This is a genomic window from Pseudoalteromonas luteoviolacea (assembly GCF_001696455.1).
Lineage (GTDB): Bacteria > Pseudomonadota > Gammaproteobacteria > Enterobacterales > Alteromonadaceae > Pseudoalteromonas > Pseudoalteromonas luteoviolacea_C.
In genome coordinates, this window is the sequence record NZ_MAUJ01000003.1 from 345,792 (window position 1) to 371,444 (window position 25,653).

The following is a 25,653-nucleotide window of genomic DNA, read 5'->3' on the forward strand; positions in this document are numbered from 1 at the left end:
GGAGGCCCACTCACCGTGTAAATACCCACTAGGCAAGCTTGCGTAATAACCCTTGCGTATTTTGGCGCATCGTACTGGACACCATAAAGTACCCGATTGCAGCAACAAACGCTGCGCCGCTAAACGGCCCTAACGCCCAGATATAAGGGTGTAATTTTCCTTCCACGTCAAATAGCTCTCGCTGAATGATTAGCAAAGTAACATCACTCACCAGTGCTGCCACGAACCCAGCTAATGCACCGAGCAATAAAAACTCATATAGCGTTGCTAATTTGATCAAGCGCCCTCTCGCACCCAAAGTACGCAGTATAACGATTTCTTGCATGCGCTCTGCCAGACTCGCTTGTACTTGAGAAATCAAAACCAACGCTCCACTGGTAAGTACGATGGCCAGCACGAAACTGATGGCCAGTGAGACTTGCGCAATCATGGATTGAGCTTGTTCAAGCTGGCTTTTAATATCAATCATGCTCATTGTTGGGTTGGCTTTTAGTAATTCACTGATAGACTTGGCATCTTCTTCAGCAAACTTAGCAGCGGTAAAATAAGTAACCGGGAACTTCCCGGCCACAACCGGGTTGAAAATCATCACAAAGTTAGGTTTTAAAGAGCCCCAATCAACACTACGAATACTGGTCACCTTGGCATCAAACGTACGTTCATTGACTAAATATGTCACCGTATCACCGACTTTGATACCAACACGCTCAGCTAAGCCTTTGGAAACCGACACCTCAAGCTCGGTGCTGTCAGTACTAAACCATTCACCTTTTACGATTTCATTGCTTGATGGTAGCTCACTCATCCAAGTCAGGTTAAGCTCTCTACCAACGCCTTCTCTGGCTTCCTCATCCTGCTCTTCACCCTCTTGCTTTGAGGTTCTGCGCGCAAATGTTTCGCCATTCAAGCCATTCGCTCTGCCACGGAAAATTGGAAAAATATCTTCATGGATAATATTGTTCTCAGCAAAGAAAGACTCGATGTCCGCAACTTTTGATTCATTGATATTAATTAAGAACGCGTTAGGCGCATTTTCTGGGACTTGCATTTGCCAATCAGAAATTAAATCGTTCTTTAACACAAATAAAAACAGCATCAGTTTAATTGCCAAAGCAAAACTGATAAGTTGCACCGCATTGGCGTTCGCGCGCTTTTGCAACGTCGCAATAGCCAACGACCAGCTGCTGCCTGGGCTTAAGCCGAGCTTTCTACCGGCACTAAAAAACAGTCTAGACAGGCCAAATAATACCGCCATCAATACCGCGGTGCCACCAAACAAAAATACCGTTGTTTTCAGTTCACCACTGAATAACCACATCAAAGAAAAAATAGTAAATATAGAAAGCCCCATATGCACTTTACTGATTGCCAACTTATCGCCTAGATTACGACGCAGTACACGCAAAGGGGGGATATCAAACAGGTCAAGAAGTGGCTTCAGTGAAAACATTAACGCACATACAACCCCAATTGAAATTGCTAATGCCCAGGGTTTAAAACCTGCTTGCGGTAATTGAGCATTCATGAAGTTGGCTAAGTAATCCGTTGCGAAAGACTGCAGTGCAAAGCCGATAATCAAGCCAATCATCAACGAAAATAACGTCACCAAGGATAAGTGCAGCAAAAATATATTACGAATGGTACGGCGACTTCCCCCTAGCGTTTTCATCATTGCCACCGGGTCATATTGTCGTTCGCAGTATCTTTTTGCCGAAACAGCCATTGCCACCGCAGCCAACATAATGCCGAATAAGCCCGCAAGCAGTAGGAAGCTCTCCGAACGCGCTAAGTTTTCCCCTAGCGGAGACTGCCTGTCTTTAATTCCCTGCCAATTTTGGTTTTCTCTTAGCTGTGGCTTTAACCAACCGTAGTAGTCAGTTAATGCCTGTTCGCTACCAGCAAACAGCATGCGATAAAAAACCCGGCTACCAGGCTGGACCGCTTGCGTTGTTGCGATATCATCATAGTTCAATAACACGCGCTTGTTGCCAGCCAATGAGAAAAATGGCGCGTCGGGCTCGCTGACCAAGATTTTGGTTGCCCGAAATACGCCTGCCCCGATTTCTACTTCATCACCAACCGACAGCCCAAGACTGTAAAACAGCCCTTCACTGAGCCAAACTTCGCCCAATTGAGGCACACTTTGCACTTCATACTCAGATGCCACAAAATCATCTTTGAGCGTTACTTGACCACGTAAAGGATAGCCCTGCGACACCGCTTTAATTGACCCCAAAACCAGTTCGTCATTAGCAAATAACATTGAGTCAAAAAACATTTGTTGCGCAGTGTTTAACCCGACATTGTGTGCTTCTTCTAAAAATGCTTGGTCGATTGGGTGATTACTCGCAAGGCGTCTGTCAGCTGCAATAAAGTCCGCCGACTTTTGTTCTATGTTCAGCCTGATCCGCTCTGTTACAGAGGACAAACTAAATACGGTCAGTACAGCAAGTGCAATTGCTGCAAAAATAATTGTTAACTCTCCCCGACGTAGCTCTCGCCAAAAAAGAGTGAGCGCTAACTTAAACCACATATGCCTTTGCTCCTTCTCCATCGCGAATTTTTTCTAGCTGACCACCCTCAATATGAATAATGCGATCACACTGCTTAGCCAGCGCCTCATCGTGGGTTACTAATATCAGTGTCGTACCGTTTTGCTTATTTAGGTCAAATAAAAGCTTTTCAATTAAGTGGCCATTTTTACTATCCAGATTGGCTGACGGTTCGTCGGCAAATAGAATTTTTGGTGACCCAATAAACGCCCTAGCTATGGCAACACGCTGTTGCTCCCCCCCAGATAATTGTGATGGATAATGACCAATACGGTGTGATAGGCCCACTTTTTCAAGTAACGACATGGCTTGCGCTTTTGCGGACTGATCACCGGCCAGCTCAGCGGGTAACATCACATTTTCCAAAGCTGTCAGACTTTGTACTAACATAAATGACTGAAACACAAAGCCAACTTTTTGCGCTCTTAATCTTGCGCGTTCCTCTTCGTCTAGCTTGTGAAGTGCTTCACCATCAAGGAACACCTCACCCGCTGAGCCGGTATCTAATCCAGCCAGTAAACTAAGTAAGGTGGATTTACCTGAACCAGAAGTACCAACAACGGCCACAGACTCTCCTGACTTGACAGTGAAATTTATATCGCTAAGGATATCTAAGTCACCTTCAAAGGTACTTACTGTCTTATTAAGTCCTTTGACCTGAATAATATTTAACTGAGAAAGTACTGACATGATTCGAATTTTCCTAAAACTTGTGGTGTTACTCGCCTGTCTTTACCAACCATTTGCTGCGTATGCAAGCGAGACTAAAATTATGATCATAGGTGATAGCTTAAGTGCGGGCTACGGACTTAAACAAGACCAAGACTGGGTTAATTTGTTACAAAATAAGTACGCTGAAGAAAAAAAATCGATCTTACTTATCAACATGAGTGTCTCTGGCCAAACCACCGATAATGCACTGTTAAATATCGATGCACAACTGAAAGCGCACAAACCTAGCCATGTTTTAATAGAATTGGGCGGTAACGATGGGATCCGAGGATTTCCAATTAAACTGATCCGCTCCCATCTCACTCAACTAGTAGAAAAAAGTAAAAACAGCGGTGCGCAGGTGGCCATCATGGAAATTCAGATCCCGCCTAACCTAGGGCCGAGATACACCAAGATGTTTACGGGTAATTATCAAAAGGTTGCACAAGCCACTGGCGCACACCTAATGGACTACTTTATGGTACCGGTGGCTGTAGACAAAAGCCTCATGCAAAACGACAATTTACACCCAAATGAAAAAGCCCAACCAATTATTCGCGACTTTATGGCTGAGCAGTTTAATCAGTGGCTCAATTAAGTCGGGCTGCTTTTGACGCTTAAATTGCGCCTTCTAAGGCGCAATTTAACATCCGTACATCGACTAGTTGTGAGATGGACAGGTAATTATAAACCGGGTACCCGATTCATTACTGTGGTAATCAAGCGAAATGTTCAACCTTTGACACAAGCGGTGCACTATAGAAAGGCCCATGCCTAGCCCTTCACTGCCCTCTCCTTTGACACCTGAGCTAAACAATTGTGACCTGATTTCTTGAGGAATACCCGGCCCTGTATCTTCCACGCTCAAAACCCCATTGTCATACCTTACGCAAACTTGCCCTGACACGATGTGCGCAAATGCATTCCCAATTAAGTTGCTCAACAATAAATTTAATGCGCTTTCACCAATCGCCATGGTTGCGCTAGATGGGACTTCAATCGCAATCTCAATGTTTTTATCTGCTATTTTTTCTGCTTGCTGTAAAACGCAATTCTCAACAATAGGCAGCAATTTCACTTCTTTTTGAGTGATTGTTTCTTCTCTTGCTAGCGCCAGTAAGGTTTCTACACTCTGTGCCATTTGCGCTTGGGCAGACATTGCGCGAAGGATTAATTGTTGCTGTTTATCATTTAATTCAGACTGATTTAATAACGTTAAAGCACCTTGTGTGACGGCGATCGGGGTGCGTAATTCATGAGATGCATCTCGTGTAAATGCTTGCTCCCTATCTATGAATTGACGTATTCGGTCAAGGGCTCGCTCTAAAGTCTGGGCAAACTCGCCGATTTCATCATTCACAAATTGTTTGGAGAAGTTCTGCGGGAGCTTTTCAACGGGCGCTTCAGCGACAATATCAACGAGTTTGTCTAATGGTTTGAGTAGCTTTTTAGCCATTGCCAATGACAAATAGGCGAGTATTACTGCAACCACTAACACAACAGCAAGCGCAACGAGTAAGAAGTTCAGCATGCCTACTTTGATTTTTCGCACCACCAGATGTTCACTTACTTCTGCAAGCAACACACCTTTTTCCATTCTAACCATGTGGTAATGCTTATCATCAGCTCCTGCAAACTCCTTAGCTCGCGGCTCCTGTGAAAGCGCATGCTTTATGAAGTCAGGCAATTCGCCCTCACTCTCTAGGTATTTAATAAAGCCCAACCTAGGTATTGGGGGATTGCCCGCTTCCAATTGTTCCGTAATGTAAGTTGCTTCATCTTTAAGTAAAAAGTTGAACAAATGATCTTCGATTGTATAAGCGAATAAAAAACAAACAAAACCAAATAACAGGCTAATAAATACAGCAACACCTACAAAATAGGCAATAATTCGGGTACGTAACTGACGTGCTTTCATGGGTTACTCAATATCTAATGCAAGTCCAACACTGTGAATTGTTTTGATAACAGCTTCATCGAAAGGTTTATCAATGGCCTTGCGCAACTGATAAACATGAGAACGCAATGCATCTGAATCAGTGGGTTCATCTCCCCATATTTTGTCACTGATTTCACTACGGCTTAAAGGTCGAGGGTGGTGCTCCATGAGCAGTTGTAATATTTTGAAAGGTATTGGCTGCAAAATAATGCTTTTATCAGCGCGATTCACTTGCTGAGTTTGCAGGTTTAGACTGATCTCTTTACTGCCTTCGCCAAGTTTTAGCGTCCGCTCACTGTGTAACAAATGGCGCTTGGCAAGTGCTAAACATCGTACTAATAGCTCTTCCAATGCAAAAGGTTTGGTCAAGTAATCATCCGCCCCACTAGAAAAACCGACTAGCTTATCATCCAATGCATCTCGGGCAGTGAGCATGATGATGGGGATATGCCGATTTGCCTTTTCTCGGAGTAACTTACATACCGCCAAGCCATCCATCTTAGGCAACATGATATCGAGGATAATACAGTCGTAGTATTGGCTTAATGCCAAGTCCACGCCTTGCTCCCCATCATAAGCAAAGTCCATGATCATGCCGAATGGCTCAAAGTACTCAGCAATATTACTGCTGATCTCCTGATTGTCCTCTATAACCAGTATTTTAAACTGCAACTCTGTGTCACCATTGGGTGATTTGTAGTGAGACACTACGCGCTCCGTGAACAAGTATTTTTGCACAGCTTAACATGGCGACTCGTGAAATGATTGTGAAATATGGTTAGGCAAAAAGTGACATAGGAGCACGCATTTGCTGGCGATAAGTAGAGCCAAAACAAAATTATGCTCAGGTTAAAATACTTCTAATGCAACTAAAGAGTGAGCAACTTTCTTGCTCACCCGAGATGCAAAGCACGACTAATGAATATATTTATTTTTATTCTTATTTTTTTAGAGCTTGCTCGCTCTTTCCTCCCCCATAATCAATGGGTCTATTACGTTAACTTTCCTTTATTTAGTAAGGTTTGGCTAAACAATCTAGATAGCCATTGAAACAAGCTGGGCCTAGGATCCAATTGAACATCTAAATTGAAGCTATACCCTTTTTTGTAATGTGTTCTGATTACTTCACCCTCGAATTTGTGTTTAGAAATACTGCGACGAAGCTCTGACACAGCACGATTAATCGCGTTGTTATCAACATATTCTTGTTGCCAGATTTCTCGACACAATTCATCACGGCTAATGACGCGATCTCTGTGCTGAATAAAGTAAACTAACAGGTCATAGATCAAGGGTTCAACTTTCACCCTTTCTCCACAAAATGTTAACGAACGTTTCCTTTTATTCAGTGCATAATGACCAAATACCGCAAAGGTAAAGTCAGTATTTTCTTTATCACTTAAACTCATGATCAACAATATACTTCCTTTATATATGACTTTAAAAGCAATTATATTTTATCGCTCACAGGGTCAATTTGGAACGAATTTAAGCGCAAATTCACATGACTTTTTGTTAATAGCAACATATGACTAAATTGCCCACAAAAGAGACAAAAAACCTTAACAGTAAACCGAGAATAAACAATATCTATACAAAAAATACACATAAGCGAATAAAAAACCTACGCATCATTTTATTAGATCACTCTTTATTTAGGTATTCATGACAGTTTTTAATTTAGTGCTTTTTGACACACTTTAGTAAATTTCATGATGTCTTATTTTTTTAGTATTTTAGCGAGTTTGAGCCAGCAGAACTGGCCCAACCTTTCTTTAAAGAGACGCAATGAAAGATTTTATTTGTTGGTTTTTAGGGTACAATTTGGTGCTTTTATTCAGCAGCGCCATTGCTTTCTCTCTTTGATTCAATCGTACATAAGCTTTGGCTAAGGTAAGCTCCATTACTGGATGCGAAGTTTTAGTGAGAATGTAAGATAAAAACCGCGCACTAGATTCTACTTGAAACTCTGTCTCGGCATGCCTAATTTGCAGCACACTCATCATAGCCAACATGTTTAAATCATAATACTCGCTAGAAGACTCATATTTCTTCTTAGCAAGCTCTGGATTTCGCAAAAATAATTCATAAAGTTTTACGCTAGCATCATCTTGATATTCTCGCAGCGGCAGAAGCTCAACGCCGAGCCCTGAAACCATTGCTCGCGCAGTATCCACCGTCGAAAATGGGTTTTGACCAGTGATCAAGTTCCCATCAATCGTTACTTGATTAAGCATAAGGCCATCCTTTTCAAAATGTGCACCTCGCTCAATCAACTTATCCTCCAGTAAAAATTCAAATTTATCTCGCCACTTTTTGCCAAATGCTGACTCTTCTTGATTCGTAAAGCCGTTAACTCGTTTGCCATCAACTAGGTAACTACCATCGCTCAACTTTACATCGACCAATGCTGCTGGGCCATGGCACACGGCACCAACAACACCTTTGCTTTCATACATTTCAGCTATGATTTCTTGTAGCGGCTGATGCTGGTATAGATCAAACATAGGCCCTTTTCCACCAACAACAAAGATGCCGTCAAACTCACTTGGGTCAATGCTAGCCAATGAAAATGTATTTTTTAGCGCCTTCATCGCGACGGGATCTTGAAGAAATGCTTGGTTATACTTAACGGATTTATCATATTGATCTGCAATAGGTTCTCCACCAGATGGGGACGCTAAGGTTACTTCAATTCCATGGCGATTAAATACGTGATACGCTTTGCTCAACTCGCCGAATTCATAGCCTGGTTGCACCAATTTTTGCTGGTCGTCCAGTTTTCCATGGCTGCTCAGTACCATTAAAATTTGAGGTGCTTCTGTGGCAAGTGATGCGGTACTCACTAACGCCGCACAGGTAAGGGTAAGTAGCTTGTTCATAACATCTTTCCTTCTTAGTTGGGAATGCCAAAGTACTAGAGAAGATGTGAAAGCAATGTGAAGTTTCATGCAACTATACACAACACATCAATTGCATTTTTCGAATCAAAAATGTACAGCAATTGAAAGCGAGTCAGGTTATGTATTTAGTAAAAAATAGACATAGGGAATGCCAAAGACACACTATGTTGTGTCCTTTAAAGACTAGAGATTTCTCCTATATAATTGGTGTTAATTCAGAATGGTAATATTCAATTAAAAATGATAGATACCACTTTAAAATCAGCAGATATTCCATCACCACTTTGGGATATATACAAAGATGTTTACTTCGCACCGTGTAGTGCAACTCATCATTATCTAAATGGTGCCATCATCAGCCTATGGAACCCCAATGGGAAAAGCTTAAATAATCACCAAAACAGTTTTTTTGCTAAAAAAAATATTTCATTAATTTCCCGCCAACAAATATCAATAAATTACTTGTATGGGGGTAATGAAAATATGTCATATAGAGAATTTAGTATCTCAATCAATACCTCGCTGGCTAATGCTCAAAAAATTGCGCAGAGATGTCGCCAAAATGCTTTTTACTACCTTAGCGAAGGGCAGATAACTTTATACAACAGCATGAAACTGACGCAGTATTGCCGACTAAACGCACACTTTTTATCCCGCTTATGCCGTACTTCTATACCTAAAAGTAACGCTGCGATTAGCAAACCAACCTTTCTAAAGTAAATCGGTCCAAATACCTCTTATTCCTTGATTCAGCCCGCCCAATGCATGTTAATAATCCGCTAAGCAACCCCAAATCCTGAAGCTAAGTTAACGCCAATTATGCTACCACTGACCAATTTTTGAAAAAGCAGGGCTCAAAACATTCACATATGAATAATCTACATTCGACCCACTTCGGTAGTGTCGAAAAAGGTGTCACAGCAATGATAACACGCAGTCCCATTCTTGGTTGTGTCGTTATGATCATCGTTAGATATTGTTTTATTTAGCTATTCTTATCTTCTAACCTGATCATAAAACTAAATTATCACTATCAAGCGACCAAAGTTTTGATTCAGAATAATAAAACGACAGCCAGCCTATAAATCGAAATAAGCGATATTCAATTGCCTTAAGCTCACATGCTTCATTTGCCCTCAGATAGACAAATTATTGACTAAACTTAAGTACAAATAGACAGCAATACTTGCCTATGCAACTCAAAACTCGATTACCGCTTGTACTTGCAATTACAGCACTCTTACCTATGCTCGTGATTTTTTTTATCGCTTTGATACACAGTGCTAAACAAGCAGAGGAAATGAGTATTCGCGCAGCACAATCTGAAGTACTGAATGCCGCAGCCATTTTTAACAACTACTTTTCTTTACGAAAGTCAGAAGTCGCTACTTTAGCTCGTCAAGCGACGCTTCGCACAATGCAATTTGACAGCATTAAGCCTATTTTATTACGCGAAAAACACGCCCATAAAAATACCTATGAAAAGTTTATACTAGGCAGAGCTGACGGCAGTTTTCATAATACTGAAGGGGGCAACCCCCATCAAAATATGCTCAGAACCTTTGACGACAAGGACCCAAGTGCAAAATTAAAGACCATCGCCAAACGAGACTATTGGCAATACACCATCAGTAACAACATAGAACAAACAGAAAGAGTATATGTGTCTGAGCCGATGATTTCCTATACGACAGGGGTTACCCAAATTGTCGTCGCGGCTTCCATTATCAACGACAATGGACAAGTCGTTGGACTACTTGGCGGCAGCATTCCATGGCGAGAGGTTGAGCGTCTGGTGGCCCGTGTCAAAGCACATGTATTACAACAATTTGGTGAACAAGCTAAATTCATGCTGGTTTCTAGTGTGGGCACTTATATGTATCACTGGACAAAAGCAAAAAATATTCAGTACAAGCATGAAGATGGTCGCCATGTCATCAATGAAATCGGAGAAAAGGCGAGTATTATTTACCAGATCACCAAAGAGCGAGATCCAAGCCTCAGGGACATTGGGGTGAAAATGATTGCAGGATTTGAAGGCTACGGGCGCTTCTCAATGGATGATAGAACCACTGCTTTTACGTTTTATGCACCTATCACTTCTGCAAATTATAGTCTTGCCGTTGTGCTCCCTGAACCAGTCGTTTTCTCTTCTGTTTACGCATTACAAAATAAATTACTCTGGATACTCGTTATCGCCACTTTTATCAGTATGGGGATAGCATGGTGGATAGCTTATCGCCTTTATTACCCTATTTCAAAACTGACTTATGCTGCTCAATCTCTCGCCAAAGGCCAATACAATATTCACCTAAAGCCCAAAGGCAGTGATGAAATTGCAGAGTTGAGTCGGACATTCGAGTCCATGCGCGATATGATCTCCAAGCGTGAAAGCGATTTAGAATACCGAGTCGAAAAGCGAACACAAGCCCTTGTCAAAGCCAAGCATCAGGCCGAATTAGCGGTATCGGCCAAAAGCCGCTTTCTCGCTAATATGAGTCATGAGATCCGAACACCTATGAATGGCATTCTGGGTACCATTCAACTGCTAGAGCAAGAAGAGAACTTTAGCAAAGAACAAAAACACTTACTCAAATTAGCCAGTATTTCTGGTAGCAACCTAGTTACACTCATCAATGATATTTTGGACGTATCAAAGTTAGAACAGGGGCAAATTCGGTTATATGAAGAGCCGTTCAACTTGCGGACAGCCGTTGACCACCTGATGCAATTGACACAATCAAAAGTTGATTGTAAACCCATCACAATGTGTTACTACATTGATACAGGTGTACCAATAGAGTTGGTTAGTGATAAACACCGCCTACAACAAGTACTGCTGAACTTACTCAATAATGCTTATAAGTTTACGGCTGAGGGAAAAATCACGGTGCACATTCAGGTGCATAAAAGTAACCCTCATTTTTTGCAATTTTCAGTAAACGATACGGGGGTCGGGATTTCTCCCGATAAACAAACCAAAATTTTTGACCCATTTTGCCAAGAAGATGACAGCACGACAAAACGCTTTGGCGGTACAGGACTTGGATTAAGTATCTGCCGGCAATTAGTATCTCTTGCCGGCGGATCGATAACGTGTGACTCAATTCATGGAAAAGGCGCCACCTTTTATTTTAGTTGGCCCTTTACACCCTGTTGCTTGCTCAAACAGTCAAATGAAAAGTCATCTTGTACACAATTAACAGGCCATGTTCTGTTGGCTGAGGACAATACCATTAACCAAGTCGTCATCTGCACGATGCTCGAAAAACTGGGTCTGAGCGTCGAGCTTGCAACCGATGGTCGACAAGTACTAGAAAAAGTGACGCAATCTCGATTTGACTTGATTCTGATGGATGTTCATATGCCAAATATGGATGGCATAGAGGCAACTAAAAGGCTGAGGTTACAACCGGAGTATAACAAGTTGATCATCATTGCTATTACAGCGAACGTGTTTTTAGAAGATATCGCCACTTACTATAGTTCGGGCATGGACGATTTTATTGGTAAACCTGTTGAAATCACTAAACTAGAAACTGTTCTCAGCAAGTGGTTAAGAATAAAAAACAGCTAACCAAACCGTTTCTTCATCGGGTTTTGTCCAACTGACTTTATGCTTACAGTGAGCTGGAATATTAATATGTTCCCCTGAATGCAGTCTCACGACTTGGCCATTTTCAAAAGTGAGCTCTCCCGCCCCTTTCAGTACCATAACCCACTCGTGTTGGTCTTGGTCATACCAACCTTCATCTGGTGAAGTGTGGCCCTTTGACACAATTCGCTCAATCTTTACGTCACCGTTACCTGCAATCACTTCAAAAAACTCGTCATTTAAGTGAGTGGGAATTGCTTGAAATAGGTTGTGTTTATCTATAACCATTGAAAGCCTCGTTGCGGTGATTATCGGTGCGCAGGTTATGTACTGAACAAGTGAATGTATACAGAGAAGTTTGGTGGAGCTAGGCGGGATCGAACCGCCGACCTCTTGCATGCCATGCAAGCGCTCTCCCAGCTGAGCTATAGCCCCAAACAAAACACATTGATTTTATTACGTCTTTTAGATTTGTAAAGTAGTTTTTTGGGAAATGAATAATACTTGTACGCCCAAGGCCACTCGTCTAGTCGGGACGCTGGTGTTCTTCACACCAACGTCCTCATCACTATCGGAAACCACCTTAATGGCTTAGTTAGTCAATTGTTTTAGTGCGTTCTCTAGAGCTGCGTCTATTTCGTCATTAGTCAACTTGCCAGCTTCTACATCAAAGTTATCAAAGAAGCTTGGCACTGACAGGCTAGCTTTTACATCGGCCGCAAAATAAGGCGCTGAATTTACCGCAGCCCCCAGTACACTTTGCGCACCACCTGGACCAGGAGACGTGGCCATCAGTAGCATTGGCGTATTTTGGTAAACTTTCATATCAATACGAGAAGTCCAATCAAAAATGTTTTTATACGCCGCTGTATACGACCCATTATGCTCAGCAAACGAAACAATGATGACATCGGCAGCACCGATTTTGTCATAAAACCTCTGCGCCTGTTCAGGAATACCGCCTTCACTCTCTCGATCAGAACTATAAATAGGCATTTCGAAATCATTTAAATCCAGAATTTCTACTTCTGCATTGTCAATTTTAGACGCTGCGTATTTTACAAGCTGTTGGTTGATTGATTGACGGCTGTTGCTCGCTGCAAATGCTAAAACTTTCATAGTGCTCTCCAAATGTTCAGGTGATTCATTTTTTATGTCTCTCGACTTGATGACAAACAGTGTAGATTAAGTTTTAATAAACATTAATAGGGCAAATATAAAGTAACTATTTCCATATGGATTATAATCTATTTGAAGGCATCCAGGTCTTCGTTAAAGTCGTACAATGTAATAGCTTCGCTTTAGCGGCAGAGCAACTTGGCCATTCACCTTCTCACGTTAGTAAAGTTGTCAATCGACTAGAAGCGCGCTTGGGGTTGCGGCTGCTCAATCGCACAACCCGGACACTGGCTTTAACACCAGACGGGGAAGTTTACTTCCAACATTGTCAGCAGTTAATTAATGATGCCCAACATACCCTTCAGTTACTGACGCACAAAGATGATAAACCCAAAGGCGTGCTCAAGATCAGCTGCCCGGTCGCATTCAGTCTTGACTATTTGCGCCCTGCAGTGGCGCAATACCTTCGCAAGTACCCCAATGTAACAATTGAGTGGGACATTAGTGATCGCGCCGTGGATGTCGTGGGAGATGGCTATGATTTGGCAATTCGTGCAACAGCGCAGCTAGAAGAGTCCAGCCTGATTTGCAAGCGTATATATCAATGTCGCACTCTAGTCGTAGCAAGTCCACAATATATAGAGCAATTCGGTAGGCCCTATCACCCGAGAGAACTCGCCAAGCATCATTGTGTCTGCTACAGCAACCTCAAAAACCCCGAGCGATGGGAGTTTTCAGACCCGCATGGCAAGCCATTTTCCGTCGATGTAAGAAAGCGCATAAATTGTAATAATGGCCGAATGCAAGCCGCAATGGCGATAGATGGTTTGGGTATTACTCGGCTTCCCGAATTTTATCTCTGTGACGCTTTGAATAACGGCGAATTAGAAATCTTATTTGAGGAATATTTACAAAAGCCGGTGTACGTTTACGTGGTATATCCAAGCCGAAGACACCTTTCCCCTAAAGTGCGATATTTTATCGACATGCTCAGTGACCACATAGAGCAATAATAGCTTTAGTGTTTTAGCGTCGCACCGTAACGCGCATAAATTACTGCAATTTCATCGTGCTCTCGCATCTGTGTGAGCGCCTTATTGAGCTGCTTTTGGAGTAAGGTTAGGTTGGGTTGCAATCGGATATATACGGGCAAAGTGCTAATTTCATAGACCTCTTTAAAAGTTTGATAAGCCTTCACAGTGCTTTTGTAGTAATCCGCGGTGGTGTCACCTAACATCACAAAATCCACCCGTTCATAGTGCAGCTGTGATAGCAACTCTTTTTCTGAAATATTGTCGTATATTAGGATTTTCTCTTGGCCAAAGTGCTGTTCAAAGTCGCCGTAACGGTAGCCGCGCACGCGGCCAATGACTTTTCCGTATAGCTGAGTTGGATTCGTAACAACGACATCACTTCGTCGCCCCAATATCACTTCTGTAGAGAAGGCATAAGCGTTTGTATAAATTCCTGGCACCAATCTATGTGACCGCCAGCTTGGATGTACACCCGGCTCAATATCAATTTTTCCTTCATCAAACAACTTTTGGCCTTTAGCGACTGACCAAGGAACTAGCTCGAAAGTGTGTCCAGTTAGCTCCCCGAGCCGTTGAAATAGATCTTTGAAAATGCCGCTTTGCTTGTTATCTGCTAAGAAGTTATAAGGAGGGTTTGCACCGTGATACACCAAAACAGTGTAGGTCTCTGCACGTACGCAAAAAGCACTTAAAATCACTAATATGCTGAATATATGACGCATAATGTCCTCAATTTGACGCCTTCTTCCTCAACTTAGCATAAATTTTACACTTTTAAATTAAAACACCACTTTTTGTGCAAGCAACCGTCAGTTTAATCGACAAATCGTAATGGTGAGAAAAGCCGCATTGGAATTAATTGAATCAATAATTCATTAAACTAAATATTCAGACTATTTAATACCCATTTATTTCATAGTTTAAATTTATTCTTCATTTTTTTGACTTTAATCATAAATATTATATTCATTAACTCGTTTAATAATGGTGTGCAACGCGAGACATACATCACGCAGTCCAAACTTGTGAAGGAAATAGCACGAAGAGGACGCAATCGCACACAAAATTTTATTAACCGAGCCAACTAGGCTCTCATTCTTCAGAAAAGGAAAAAAACTATGAAAACTGGCGTATTATTCTCACTGATTGCTACAGCTGCCATTGCGAACGTTTCAGCTCAAGAGCTGCCTTCTCAAGACGGTTACGCAAGTGTTCAAGAAGTGTTGGAATATGGTCGTAAGTATCAAACTATTAGGGCACATTTAAAAGATGCAGGCTATCGATTCCATAGCTGCAACCAGCAAATGATTTATTATTTTGTGACGCCTATGCAAGCTGAATATCTTTATGCGCAAGCTGAATGCACTTACTCAACGCCAAGTGGTGGTAACTTCTCGCTACAAACAGACTATGCAACCGTAAAAATTGACGTAAACTTTAACCAAGAACATGGTGTTTACAGAGAAGGCAATGTGACTGTTAACTACACGACTGTTTACTAAACATTGTACACACAGCAAATATTCACACCGGTTAAGAATATAAAGCTGTGATTAAACTCCCCAAGTAGGAGTATCTTGCGATGCTCCTATTTAGCTAACCTCTCTAATCATATCTATTGTGTATAAAGCACACCAAATTACGCCAACTCACAACCCCTAATATGGAATTAATCATAAAAGCTCAAATTTGTATGGTGAAATAGCTGATAATATTTAACTGTGAATCAATAACATATATGATACACCTCATATTCCAAACTGACATTTAGTCAATTCAAACGTGAAAACATACGGACTTAAAAATCCACATTACATCCGCTTGTCTGAAATAAAACACCAATGTACCGAGTGCTAAGGCAATTTGCATTTACTCAAAAATGCCGAAGGAATGAATATGGATCACAAACAAAATAACGGCCTACATTTATTGATCGCTGATGATCATCAATTAGTCAGGCAAGGGCTGTGTGCATTGATAGTACAAGCCAGCCTTGGCTACACAATCACTGATGTCGCAAACGGTGAACAAGCATTTCACATTATAAAATCTCGCACCCCAGATATCGCAATTCTAGATATTACGATGGGGAAACTGAGTGGATTAGAGGTATGCGAACTAGTTAAGCAACACCAGCTAAAAACACGCATTATTTTTCTCAGCATGCATGACAACATAAAAATAGTAGATAGGGCGCTAAACCTTGGCGCATATGGCTACATACCAAAAAGTGAAGCATTTGGCACCTTGATAAAAGCGATACAAAATGTCTCTACAGGGGAATACTTCATTAGTCCTAGTCTGCAACAACAGTTGCATGATTTTCGAAAGTCCAAACGAGACTTTATGCTTACCACACGAGAACAAGAGATAGTGACCTATATTTCAACGGGACATACTAACCGTGAAATCGCCGATGCTCTCTGTATTTCCATCAAGACCGTCGATAACCACAGGACCAAGGCTATGAAAAAGCTCGGCCTCAATAAAGCAGCAGAATTGGTTAAATTTGCCTTTAACGAAGGCCTCGTCGTTTAACAAAAAACGTTTCAAATTAGGGTGTATACCCTATTTCTATATTGGGAACGTGAGGTTATGCTACGCAAGTTTACGCTAAGCACAATACGCTTAAATTGACTCTGAGTAGCTCTTGGGTTATCAGCCATAGGGTTTTGCATACGTCTCTAATTCGATGGCTGACCAGTTTAAAACGTATGTATTGCTTGGCTCAATTAAAAAGGACATTTATGAGCATTGATAGTAATCGTTTTTTGTCGGCAGCAACTCAGCTGAAAAAAGCACTGGCCTGCATTTTATACACTACATTTTTACTCGGCGGGCTTCAGCCTAGTTTTGCTGCGAGTCCCACTAAAGTCGGAGATAGATTTACACTGCATCCGCAATCTGAGCAATGGCACACCTATTATTCTATGGCGACGCTCAGTAATGGCGACGCGATAATTACAAGAGCTCGTAGCCTGCCGGGTAGCGGCTTTGAAATTCTGGCACAACGATATAGTCAAAATGGGCAACCTGTCGGAGAAGCAATCACAGTCACGCCTTTGAAAGGACCTAATATAGGCGCAATGCAAGTCGCGGGGCTCAAAGATGGTGGGTTTGTCGTTATATGGAGAGATAACAAACCTCACCCTCAATTAGATGGAACTTTTGGCCAAATATTCAATTCTGACGGCTCAAAAAGGGGAGGCATTTTTGATGTTAACGCAGACAAAAAAGTGTTCCATGTTGGAGCCAGCATTCTAGGATTAAGAGATGGTGGGTTTGCTATCGCTTATTACCCTGCAACCCCGCTGCCCGACGGTAAAAAAGGGATCTTTCTTCAACGTTTTAATGCTGACGGTAGCTTAAACGGCGCGGAGCAACAACTAAGCAGTACTACCACAGATACAAGTTATTTGTTCACAACAATGGCATCTCTCAACAATGGCGGTTTCGTTGTTGCTTGGACCCAATCTAAAGCGCAAAACAGTGATATATACGTTCAAAGGTTTGATGAGGCGGGCAACTTTGTTGGCGCTCCTTTTATCGCAGATAACCATGCAAATGGGATTCAAACAAGCCCAAGCCTAGACACCCTCCACGACGGTAGCTTAATTTTGGCTTACACTCACTATGAGGAAGGCATCCCTTATACATACTTCCAAAGATTCAACGCCGATGGCACTTTACTAAATAATGCGAAAAAGGTAAAAAATCTCGCTTTGGGCTCTTCACGTTCCCCATCAGTTTCCGTTATTAGTAATGATGCATTTGTGATCTCTTGGGCTGGTCGTTCGTTACACAATAGTGAAAACGGCATCTTCGCACGTGCTTTTGCTTCAGATGGCACGGAAATTGGGGAGGAGTTTAAAGTAAGTGGCTCTGCTAAAGGCTTTAAACATGGCCCTTTGACAGGTTCGTTGGGTAATAACAATTTTTTGATTATCTGGACTAACTCTGATTCATACAATCACGCTTATAGCATGAATGCGCAACAATACTCGCTCATTTCCCCATCGAAAAATGAACTGGCAGCTTTTTTACCATCTTACCCAGTGTATGAAGGCAATCAAATTTCACTACCATTAACAGTAAAAGGAGAGGATGTTTATGGCATAGACGCGACTATTTCCCTTGATGCTCCTTCAGTCGCAAGCTTCACTGGCGGCAGTTACGGCGAGTTTCTGCCTTCACATGAACGTTTAACAATCCCTTTAGATTATATTGATGACCAATGGCAAAGTGCCGTAAGTATCAAAGCACCTCACAGCGCAAAAAGTGGTGAAGGCAAATACGCAACAGCTGAGTTAATAGCGCATCAACCTGGTACTCTAAATTTGACTGTCAACGCGCAATTTACAGCTCAGAACGGCACATACATATATCAATCTCAAGAAAACTATACATTAACCGTATTAGAGTCGGTTTTCTTGTCGGGCAATGTCGCTGATTTAGCTATCAATGGCGATTACACGCAAATCACACTCTTCATTAATGGTTCGCCTGTGCACATACAAAGTGACGGTACCTTTAAATATCAGTCTGCTCTTGGCCCGGTTACCTTGAGTATTTCGGCACCGGGCTTTCTGACAGGTGAGAAAAAGTTAGCGCTATCTCCAAATCAAGCGGATATAGACTTCGGCGCAATTGCGCTCGTTGCAGGTGATCAAAATGGTGACAACAGCATAGATATTGCTGATTTAACCCAATTAATGAGCGCATACCGTTCAACCAGCCTTGATCCCGAATACCACCCAGCAGCAGACTTGAATCGAGACAACAAAATCAATCTGCAAGATTTAACTTTGTTGGGCAAAAACTTTGGTAAACAAGGACCCTTTTCGCTGTAACCAACACGGAATGAACACAAGAAAATAAAATGGTTTAATTTTTAAAAGTTAAACAGAAAGAGGAACCTATGTGTATAAAAATAAAAAAATTTTTAAGTTCGATAAATCTACCTAATAAAATTAATCGAAATATAGTTGCAGCAGGTGCTATAGCAGCTTCTCTATCAGTAAATGCAGAGATCCTGAACGCTGTTGGAGAGGAATTTCAAGTAAATACGTACTCGCAATTAAGCCAAAACGAATCGAACATGGCACAACTCAACAATGGTGATTTCGTCGTTACTTGGACAAGCCATGAAGAAGTAACTTTTGGTACAGGTATATTTGCAAAACTGTATTCGGCAGCAGGGACACCCATAGGGCAAGAGTTTCTAGTAAACACCTTCACTACGGGTTATCAAAGGTACTCGTCAGTAGCCGCCTTGCATGATGGGGGCTTTGTCGTTGTTTGGGTTAATTTAATGAGTGATCCAGCAAATCCTCAGGGAATTTACGCCCAAAGGTTCCATGCTGATGGCACAAAAAATGGCGAAGAGATTCAAATTGATGCAGGTTCAGATTATAGACAAGAGTATCCAAATGTAAGTACCGTCGATACGGGAGGATACGTCATTACCTGGTACTCTGAACAGAACATTCCAGATGACGAACAACGCATCATATTAACACAGCGCTTTAATGCCGATGGCGGTGCGGCCACGGAAAAAATTAGAGTGAATACGTCCGCAGACGAGGTTTTAAATAAGCCGCAAGTGACAGTTCAAAGAGATGGTTCCATTTTAGTTACTTGGCAATATTCTAAACTTGGTGAATATAGAAGCAATATCGCGATAAAAAAGTTTAATGCTAACGGCACGCCAATCGGTCAAGAGGAATTGGTAAACACAATAAACACACGCCAGACGCGAAGAGCTGACAGCCAAATAGCGAGTTTTGATAACGGTAGTTTTGTTGTCACTTGGGTTGATAATATTGGGTCTGGTAAGCCTTCTGCAATTCATGGTCAAATTTTCGGTCCAAATGGCGTACCAATTGGTACTCACTTTACAGTAGAACACGCTGAGCACATCGAGCAACGACAGCCGAGAGTCCGTATTATTAGCTCTGAGGTATTCCTGATTGCATGGCACGAAGCCGCAACAGATTCACAAACCGGTTCAGATATTTTCGTACAAGCTTTTTATAAAAATGGGTTATCTGTGGGCCCTAAATTAAAAGCTAATATTAGCGCACCTAATGACCAAGTTGAACCCGCGATTATCGGCTTATCAGATAAGCGTTTTATGGTTAGCTGGACAAGTAAAGAGCAAGATGGATCTCTGGATGGCATTTTTGCACAACGATTCGGAATAAACCTACCACCTATCTTTTCTCTTACAGCCTCTACCCCGCTCACACCAATCTATGAAGGCAATCAAATTTCGTTGCCATTAACAGTAAAAGGACAGAGTGTTTATGGCATAGACGCGACTATTTCCCTTGACGCTCCTTCAGTCGCAAGCTTCACTGGCGGCAGTTATGGCGAGTTTCTACCTTCACATGAACGTTTAGCTATCCCTATAGATTATATTGATGACCAATGGCAAAGTGCCGTAAGTATCAAAGCACCGCATAGCGCAAAAAGTGGTGAAGGAAAATACGCAACAGCTGAGTTAATAGCGCATCTACCTGGTACTCTAAATTTGACTGTCAACGCGCAATTTACAGATCAGAACGGCGCATACATATATCAATCTCAAGAAAACTATACATTAACCGTATTAGAGTCGGTTTTCTTGTCGGGTAATGTCGCTGATTTAGCTATCAATGGCGATTACACGCAAATCACACTCTTCATTAATGGTTCGCCTGTGCACATACAAAGTGACGGTACCTTTAAATATCAGTCTGCTCTTGGCTCGGTTACCTTGAGTATTTCGGCACCGGGCTTTCTGACAGGTGAGAAAAAGTTAACGCTATCTCCAAATCAAGCGGATATAGACTTCGGCGCAATTGAGCTCGTTGCAGGTGATCAAAATGGTGACAACAGCATAGATATTGCTGATTTAACCCAATTAATGAGCGCATACCGTTCAACCAGCCTTGATCCCGAATACCACCCAGCAGCAGACTTGAATCGAGACAACAAAATCAACCTGCAAGATTTAACTTTGTTGGGCAAAAACTTTGGTAAACAAGGCCCACAATCTTTTTAACTCAAAGTAGCAGTAGAGCACGTCCCGCGTGAACTACTGCTTGGTTACCAAGATAAAAAGGAACAATATGAGATATCTATTTTTAACCCTATTAGTCATTCTTAATACTGGTGTTTTGGCAAATGAAGGGCAAGTGCACCTGTCTACCCCCGCACAGCAAGCTAAATCAGGCAGTGAATTTTATATTGACGTACGAGCGAGTGAACTTCCAGAAGTCTATGGCATGCACTTAGTCATTAAGTTTGATCCAAACCAACTTAATGTTGTTTACAAAGATGCTGAAAACCCCTCTTTGCCGATAGAACATGGCAACTTTTTTGATAGTGGCAGGCTGTATGTATTAACTAATTCAGCCAATGCGCAAACAGGTATCGTCGAATATATTGTTAGCCAAGTCAAACCCGCTCAAAGCGCTTCAGGTATTGGCCGTTTGGCTAGAATCTTCTTCGAATCAAAAGAAAGTGTCACAGCGGCAACAGTATCAATTGATAAGATAGAATTTGGCACCCAGAATGGCGAGAAATTTAGTTATGAAGCAAGCTCTGAATTGAACTTTGCATTTGATGATAATTATCAAGTGCCAGCGGTTCCCCCAACAGACCACTCATTCACGTCGGTAGTCACTGTATTGGGAGTCATATTAGTCAGTTTAGTGCTGGGTTTATTACTTAAATCTAGAGGAAAAACAAACGCACATACCGCTATTAATGGATAAGGCGCATCATTTGATGCACCTCGAATTCTTACTTAGTTCATTTTTCAAATATATGGATATAACCATCGAGATCTGGCACCAATACCTTAGTGTTGCTCACAGCAGGAGAAGCGTACACCCCCCCATGAACAAATCCCGCGATTTTGTTTGGTTGATATTCCCAAACAATCTCACCTGATTCGACATCAGCAGCTAAGAAACCGCGTTGAGTAATGTACCAACCTGGCTCATCATGGCCAGTGGAGCCAATATAAACATGGTTTTTATGGACCACTGGCTGCCCCCAACTCCAACCTGGTGTTGATGTTTGCCAGACGATTTCACCGCTTTGTGTGGCCATTTTGAATAGTAACTTAGCATCTGAACTGCCAATATAGAAGTAATCGTTATCTTTCCCTGCCACTGCGCTAGACTCAACCCAAGAGCCACCAGGCAAGGCTTTTTTCCATATGATATTTCCGCTTAGCGGCTCAAAGCCATATAAATTGGTGTCTCTTGAACCAACCACTAAAATATCACCAACCATGGTTGACTTGAAGGCACAGCACCTTGCGTCTGATATTGCCATACCACGTTGCCAGTCAATTTATCGAGCGCGTATACAGTCCCTCCCCAAGTAGTGACATATACGAATCCTTGATACAGTGAAGCAGTAGAGCGAATTTTACCGTCCGCTTTAAACTTCCAACGTAATGCGCCTGTGCGTTTCACAAACGCATAGAAATGGCCATCGGCGCTACCTACATAAACGCTTGTTCTATCAGATATTGGGCTCGATTTAGTGTAATCAAATTCCCATGGCGCATGATTTGCTGGCAACACGCGTGCATAGTCAGCATCGTTTAAATTTGCCTGCCAAATCGGCTTTCCCGTCCAACGATTAAGCGCGTACAGGTAACCATCGTCACTGGTAAAGTACACGCGATATTGATCGATTAATGGTTTTGAACGAACTTTGTCTCCACTCGAAAATGACCAACGTAATTTTGCTCTGTCGATATCTAGCGAGTACAGCTTGCCATTGTCGCTGCCAAAGTATGCGAGATGACCCTTAAGCGAAATACTCCCCCAGTTTTCACTACCCGTTTGAAAGCTATATAAATAGTCACCACTTTTGGCATATAACTGACAGGACATGCCCCATAAAAAAGCCATCATTAGAAGTAAATAAAGTGATTTTTGTCGTTGCATTGTGTGCTCCTTATTAGAATTAGAGGCACACTAGCGAGCTGGAAATAATATGTCCTGAATCAACTCTAAAACATTCTTAAGAATTATTAAGCTTATGATTTATCTGATTTTAAAATGTATTTACCGACCATTTTATTAAATGATTCGTCTTTTCTTAGTGATAGGAAATGCGGATCTGCCCCTACCCACATAAAAGCGTATTGGCCTGCAAGTCGAGACTGCTCTAAATAATGCAGTGCTAACTGATTATCACCAATGGCAGCTGCATATCGCGCCAGTGACATTGGGGCAGCATAGTGTCCAACATCGGCTTTACGCGTATCTTGAAATAGCAGCCACTGATAAACCCCCTGCATACCATGACGACTAAACTGATTACGCACAGCTGCGAGCTCCTCGTCACTATACCCTTCATAATTCATGACCCACATGAGCTCATTAAGTGCCAACTCGTACTCACCTAATTGCTCATAAATCGCTCTCAAGCATACATGGTAAAAACGATTACTCTCTGAGTATGGTCTTAATTTTTCGAGTGCGGCATGCGCCTGCTCAAATTCAGAGCTCATCATGTAAACCCACGCTACGCTCTCACTTGAAAAGCCATTTGGGTCAAGTGACTGATATATTTTGATATGTTTCAAAGCCTCTTGAATTTTGCCCTGTGCTAGCAAATACTGACCGTACATATGATGGCCTTCACTACTAGGCAAAGATTTTTGAAAATAAGGCTCTGCATTCGCCACATCCATACCTCCCATAAAGACCAATTTAGCAAACAGTAGGTTTGCGGCTTTATGCGCGGGCTGCGCTTTCAAAATGCGCTGTAAAATCACTTCCAGGTGTAACTTGTCACGATCATAATGACTGGTTTGTGGGTTAAGAAGCATAAAATGCGCTTTAGCCAACCAGTACAAGGGCTCAATTAAATCTGGACTATCTACCGTTATGGCTTGCAGTAAATCTATTGCGGTATCCAATTCCTCTGGGTGATTACCAATAATAAAACGTGCTTGATTGTATGACTCAGCCAAATGCGCTGGGATCTGCTCTGAAACAGGTTCGCGGGGTAGCTGCCAAAATAGTATCAATGCGATGATTAGCAAGCCAAACACCGCTTTCAATAAGTAACTATCGAGTATGGAAGGAAGGGCTTCTGTGATTGGCGGTCCAACCCAACGATAACCGACACCTGAAATGGTTTTAATATATTTGGGAGATTTAGCATCATCACCAAGGAGCTTTCTCAATCCATTCACAGCAACATATATAGCATCTTCGCTAACTACTCGTTGGCCCCATACTTCTGAAAGGATTTGTGTTTTACTCACATCTTGATGCTTAAACTTTAAAAGCAACACCAGCAAGGCGTATTGCTTGGAGTCAAGCTCAACCACTTTAATGCCATTTTCTAGGCTTAGCTGCCGATGATTAATTACCCACTGTCCTTTATTGGCGGTCTTCAGCATAATTCCTACCTGAGAATAAAAATTTATCGTTAATTAATTTAAGAATTTCTAGGATGAGATATCGCCAATAGCATAATGGACTTGAAGTGACTTGTTAAGTTTTTGTTTACATTAATTACAAGTTGAAACATTTAACCATAATGGAAGGTGGCTAAATAACCACCTTGGGAAAGTATACATTAATAGTAAGAAGTACTGACCTGACCCGATTGATTTAATTCTGTCACGCGCCACTCATCTACTAATAAGGTTGTGCCACCCGCATTACTGCATTTAATACCGTAAACTAATGTTGAACTATAAGCGTCATAACCGGTTTTAGCTCGTTGGCTAAAAAAGTTACTGTGAATGTTGTTCACCTGAGCTTCGCCATTAAACAGCTTTGGCCCAGCCGCATTAAATTCAACAATGTTGCAAAGGCCATCTGCAGCATACGTATTGATTGCCAATTGCGGCGATATTGTAACATCTGCAAAATATCCTGGCGTGCGATCGCCCGCCGCGACCCAATTGGCTACATCTAGAGTTCGCTCATAACTGATACTTGGCGCAGCGGGGACTTTATGATGAACAAGATAACTGCCATTGTGGTCATGACATGTCAGTTTTAAAACCTTTGATAGCGCTTCATAACCGGCGTCAATCGCGCCATAGACCGCTTTATTATCAGAAACCTGCAACTGAGAAACTAAGTTGGCTCCCCCTTCATCGTAAATGGCTGCTGAAGTACAAGTGGCCTGATCACGCGTTGTTATGTACGCCGCTAAATAATGTGATGAGCTCGTCTGCACACTTACAGAACTCACAGGGCCATAATTGAATTGAGTTGTTCTACCTGCGTTGCTATCCGCGTCATAAATAGATTCTAACGCATTTGCGTGACCCATGACTAAGACACTTGCTGCCATGATATAGACCAATTTCATTACTATCTCCTTTGAAAATACACGATCTTATAAGTCAATTTGTTTTACTAATTATTAAAAGCGCAGCGATAAACACCAACTACGCTAAGTTGGAGTCCAAGATCTCAAACTACGAGTCAAAACCAACCACTAAAGATATTTCACAGCGTGATTTCGATTGACCAATTTTGCTACTTCACAGCATGGATAAGATGCCATGCTGGTTTGCTGTGCGCTTTTCAATAATGACGACAAAAAACAATAAGTCAAATAATTTTACTTATTATCTTTGGCAATCTTCAATAGGTAATGAATTCACCCATCAAACCTAATACATTGAAATTTATAGTTATATTTAAATATTCTGATCTTTACTTATAAAAAAAGCAAAACTTTGAGTGTTTTAGCGTGATGAAAGCAGATTTAATCTACAAGGTTTTGCAATGGTAAGTTAGCCACACAAGGCCAAAAAAAT

The 25,653-nt window shown here is 41.8% G+C and carries 22 protein-coding genes and 1 tRNA gene; 9 read left to right on the forward strand and 14 right to left on the reverse strand.

Annotation, left to right across the window (positions count from 1 at the left end; translation table 11 throughout):
- Window positions 1-28: 28 nt before the first annotated feature.
- Complete coding sequence (locus A7985_RS12240) at window positions 29-2,533, reverse strand: ABC transporter permease (protein WP_065790747.1); 2,505 nt, start codon at window positions 2,531-2,533, stop codon at window positions 29-31.
- Window positions 2,523-3,242 (reverse strand): ABC transporter ATP-binding protein, encoded by a 720-nt coding sequence (locus A7985_RS12245; RefSeq protein ID WP_065790748.1) that lies wholly within the window; start codon window positions 3,240-3,242, stop codon window positions 2,523-2,525. Before A7985_RS12245 ends, A7985_RS12240 begins: the two co-directional genes overlap by 11 nt.
- On the opposite strand from A7985_RS12245, the gene A7985_RS12250 reads away from it, so the two are divergent.
- Window positions 3,241-3,861, forward strand: coding sequence for an arylesterase (locus A7985_RS12250; RefSeq protein WP_065790749.1), 621 nt, complete (start codon window positions 3,241-3,243; stop codon window positions 3,859-3,861). The genes A7985_RS12245 and A7985_RS12250 overlap by 2 nt on opposite strands.
- Window positions 3,862-3,924: 63 nt before the next feature.
- On the opposite strand, the gene A7985_RS12255 is transcribed toward A7985_RS12250, so the two are convergent.
- The 4 genes from A7985_RS12255 to A7985_RS12270 all read right to left on the reverse strand — a co-directional run bounded on the left by A7985_RS12255 (window position 3,925) and on the right by A7985_RS12270 (window position 8,084).
- Window positions 3,925-5,181 carry a sensor histidine kinase gene (locus A7985_RS12255; protein WP_065790750.1) on the reverse strand — a complete coding sequence of 419 codons (1,257 nt, stop codon included), beginning with the start codon at window positions 5,179-5,181 and terminating at the stop codon, window positions 3,925-3,927.
- Window positions 5,182-5,184: 3 nt separating this feature from the next.
- Entirely contained in the window at window positions 5,185-5,910 is a 726-nt protein-coding gene (locus tag A7985_RS12260; RefSeq protein WP_256096751.1) for a response regulator transcription factor, read from the reverse strand.
- Between the two features lie 284 nt (window positions 5,911-6,194).
- A complete protein-coding gene (locus A7985_RS12265; protein WP_065790751.1) occupies window positions 6,195-6,611 on the reverse strand; it encodes a winged helix-turn-helix domain-containing protein in 417 nt (138 codons plus the stop codon).
- Window positions 6,612-6,977: 366 nt separating this feature from the next.
- Complete coding sequence (locus A7985_RS12270; RefSeq protein WP_065790752.1) at window positions 6,978-8,084, reverse strand: type 1 glutamine amidotransferase domain-containing protein; 1,107 nt, start codon at window positions 8,082-8,084, stop codon at window positions 6,978-6,980.
- A gap of 261 nt (window positions 8,085-8,345) precedes the next feature.
- On the opposite strand from A7985_RS12270, the gene A7985_RS12275 reads away from it, so the two are divergent.
- Window positions 8,346-8,825, forward strand: coding sequence for a hypothetical protein (locus A7985_RS12275; RefSeq protein ID WP_065790753.1), 480 nt, complete (start codon window positions 8,346-8,348; stop codon window positions 8,823-8,825).
- Between the two features lie 472 nt (window positions 8,826-9,297).
- Entirely contained in the window at window positions 9,298-11,682 is a 2,385-nt protein-coding gene (locus A7985_RS12280; RefSeq protein ID WP_065790754.1) for a hybrid sensor histidine kinase/response regulator, read from the forward strand.
- Here A7985_RS12280 and A7985_RS12285 read toward each other — a convergent pair.
- The 3 genes from A7985_RS12285 to A7985_RS12295 all read right to left on the reverse strand — a co-directional run bounded on the left by A7985_RS12285 (window position 11,662) and on the right by A7985_RS12295 (window position 12,819).
- A complete protein-coding gene (locus tag A7985_RS12285) occupies window positions 11,662-11,988 on the reverse strand; it encodes a cupin domain-containing protein (protein WP_065790755.1) in 327 nt (108 codons plus the stop codon). The genes A7985_RS12280 and A7985_RS12285 overlap by 21 nt on opposite strands.
- Window positions 11,989-12,059: 71 nt before the next feature.
- Window positions 12,060-12,135, reverse strand: a tRNA-Ala gene (locus A7985_RS12290).
- Window positions 12,136-12,291: 156 nt separating this feature from the next.
- Window positions 12,292-12,819, reverse strand: coding sequence for an NADPH-dependent FMN reductase (locus tag A7985_RS12295; RefSeq protein WP_065790756.1), 528 nt, complete (start codon window positions 12,817-12,819; stop codon window positions 12,292-12,294).
- Window positions 12,820-12,935: 116 nt separating this feature from the next.
- Between A7985_RS12295 and A7985_RS12300 the strand changes: the two genes are divergently transcribed.
- Window positions 12,936-13,832 (forward strand): LysR family transcriptional regulator, encoded by an 897-nt coding sequence (locus A7985_RS12300; protein ID WP_065790757.1) that lies wholly within the window; start codon window positions 12,936-12,938, stop codon window positions 13,830-13,832.
- A 5-nt stretch (window positions 13,833-13,837) separates the two neighbouring features.
- On the opposite strand, the gene A7985_RS12305 is transcribed toward A7985_RS12300, so the two are convergent.
- Complete coding sequence (locus A7985_RS12305) at window positions 13,838-14,575, reverse strand: substrate-binding periplasmic protein (RefSeq protein WP_141685348.1); 738 nt, start codon at window positions 14,573-14,575, stop codon at window positions 13,838-13,840.
- Window positions 14,576-14,971: 396 nt separating this feature from the next.
- On the opposite strand from A7985_RS12305, the gene A7985_RS12310 reads away from it, so the two are divergent.
- The 5 genes from A7985_RS12310 to A7985_RS12330 all read left to right on the forward strand — a co-directional run bounded on the left by A7985_RS12310 (window position 14,972) and on the right by A7985_RS12330 (window position 21,613).
- Window positions 14,972-15,355: a hypothetical protein gene (locus A7985_RS12310; RefSeq protein ID WP_065790758.1), complete on the forward strand. Its 384-nt coding sequence runs from the start codon at window positions 14,972-14,974 to the stop codon at window positions 15,353-15,355.
- Window positions 15,356-15,749: 394 nt separating this feature from the next.
- Window positions 15,750-16,391: a response regulator gene (locus A7985_RS12315; RefSeq protein WP_065790759.1), complete on the forward strand. Its 642-nt coding sequence runs from the start codon at window positions 15,750-15,752 to the stop codon at window positions 16,389-16,391.
- 209 nt (window positions 16,392-16,600) lie between these two features.
- Window positions 16,601-18,703, forward strand: a complete 2,103-nt coding sequence (locus tag A7985_RS12320) for a dockerin type I domain-containing protein (protein ID WP_065790760.1) — start codon at window positions 16,601-16,603, stop codon at window positions 18,701-18,703.
- 68 nt (window positions 18,704-18,771) lie between these two features.
- A complete protein-coding gene (locus A7985_RS12325; RefSeq protein WP_065790761.1) occupies window positions 18,772-20,898 on the forward strand; it encodes a dockerin type I domain-containing protein in 2,127 nt (708 codons plus the stop codon).
- A gap of 67 nt (window positions 20,899-20,965) precedes the next feature.
- The gene (locus tag A7985_RS12330) at window positions 20,966-21,613 is read left to right on the forward strand and encodes a cohesin domain-containing protein (protein ID WP_065790762.1); all 648 of its coding nucleotides are present in this window, start codon (window positions 20,966-20,968) and stop codon (window positions 21,611-21,613) included.
- A gap of 37 nt (window positions 21,614-21,650) precedes the next feature.
- Here the strand turns inward: A7985_RS12330 and A7985_RS25785 are convergent, their stop codons facing one another.
- The 4 genes from A7985_RS25785 to A7985_RS12345 form a co-directional block, all read right to left on the reverse strand.
- Window positions 21,651-22,121, reverse strand: coding sequence for an outer membrane protein assembly factor BamB family protein (locus A7985_RS25785; RefSeq protein WP_176716737.1), 471 nt, complete (start codon window positions 22,119-22,121; stop codon window positions 21,651-21,653).
- Window positions 22,121-22,804, reverse strand: coding sequence for an outer membrane protein assembly factor BamB family protein (locus A7985_RS25790; RefSeq protein ID WP_081310544.1), 684 nt, complete (start codon window positions 22,802-22,804; stop codon window positions 22,121-22,123). Before A7985_RS25790 ends, A7985_RS25785 begins: the two co-directional genes overlap by 1 nt.
- A 92-nt stretch (window positions 22,805-22,896) precedes the next feature.
- Window positions 22,897-24,273, reverse strand: a complete 1,377-nt coding sequence (locus A7985_RS12340) for a winged helix family transcriptional regulator (protein WP_065790763.1) — start codon at window positions 24,271-24,273, stop codon at window positions 22,897-22,899.
- A gap of 179 nt (window positions 24,274-24,452) precedes the next feature.
- The gene (locus A7985_RS12345) at window positions 24,453-25,199 is read right to left on the reverse strand and encodes a hypothetical protein (protein ID WP_065790764.1); all 747 of its coding nucleotides are present in this window, start codon (window positions 25,197-25,199) and stop codon (window positions 24,453-24,455) included.
- Window positions 25,200-25,653: the final 454 nt, after the last annotated feature.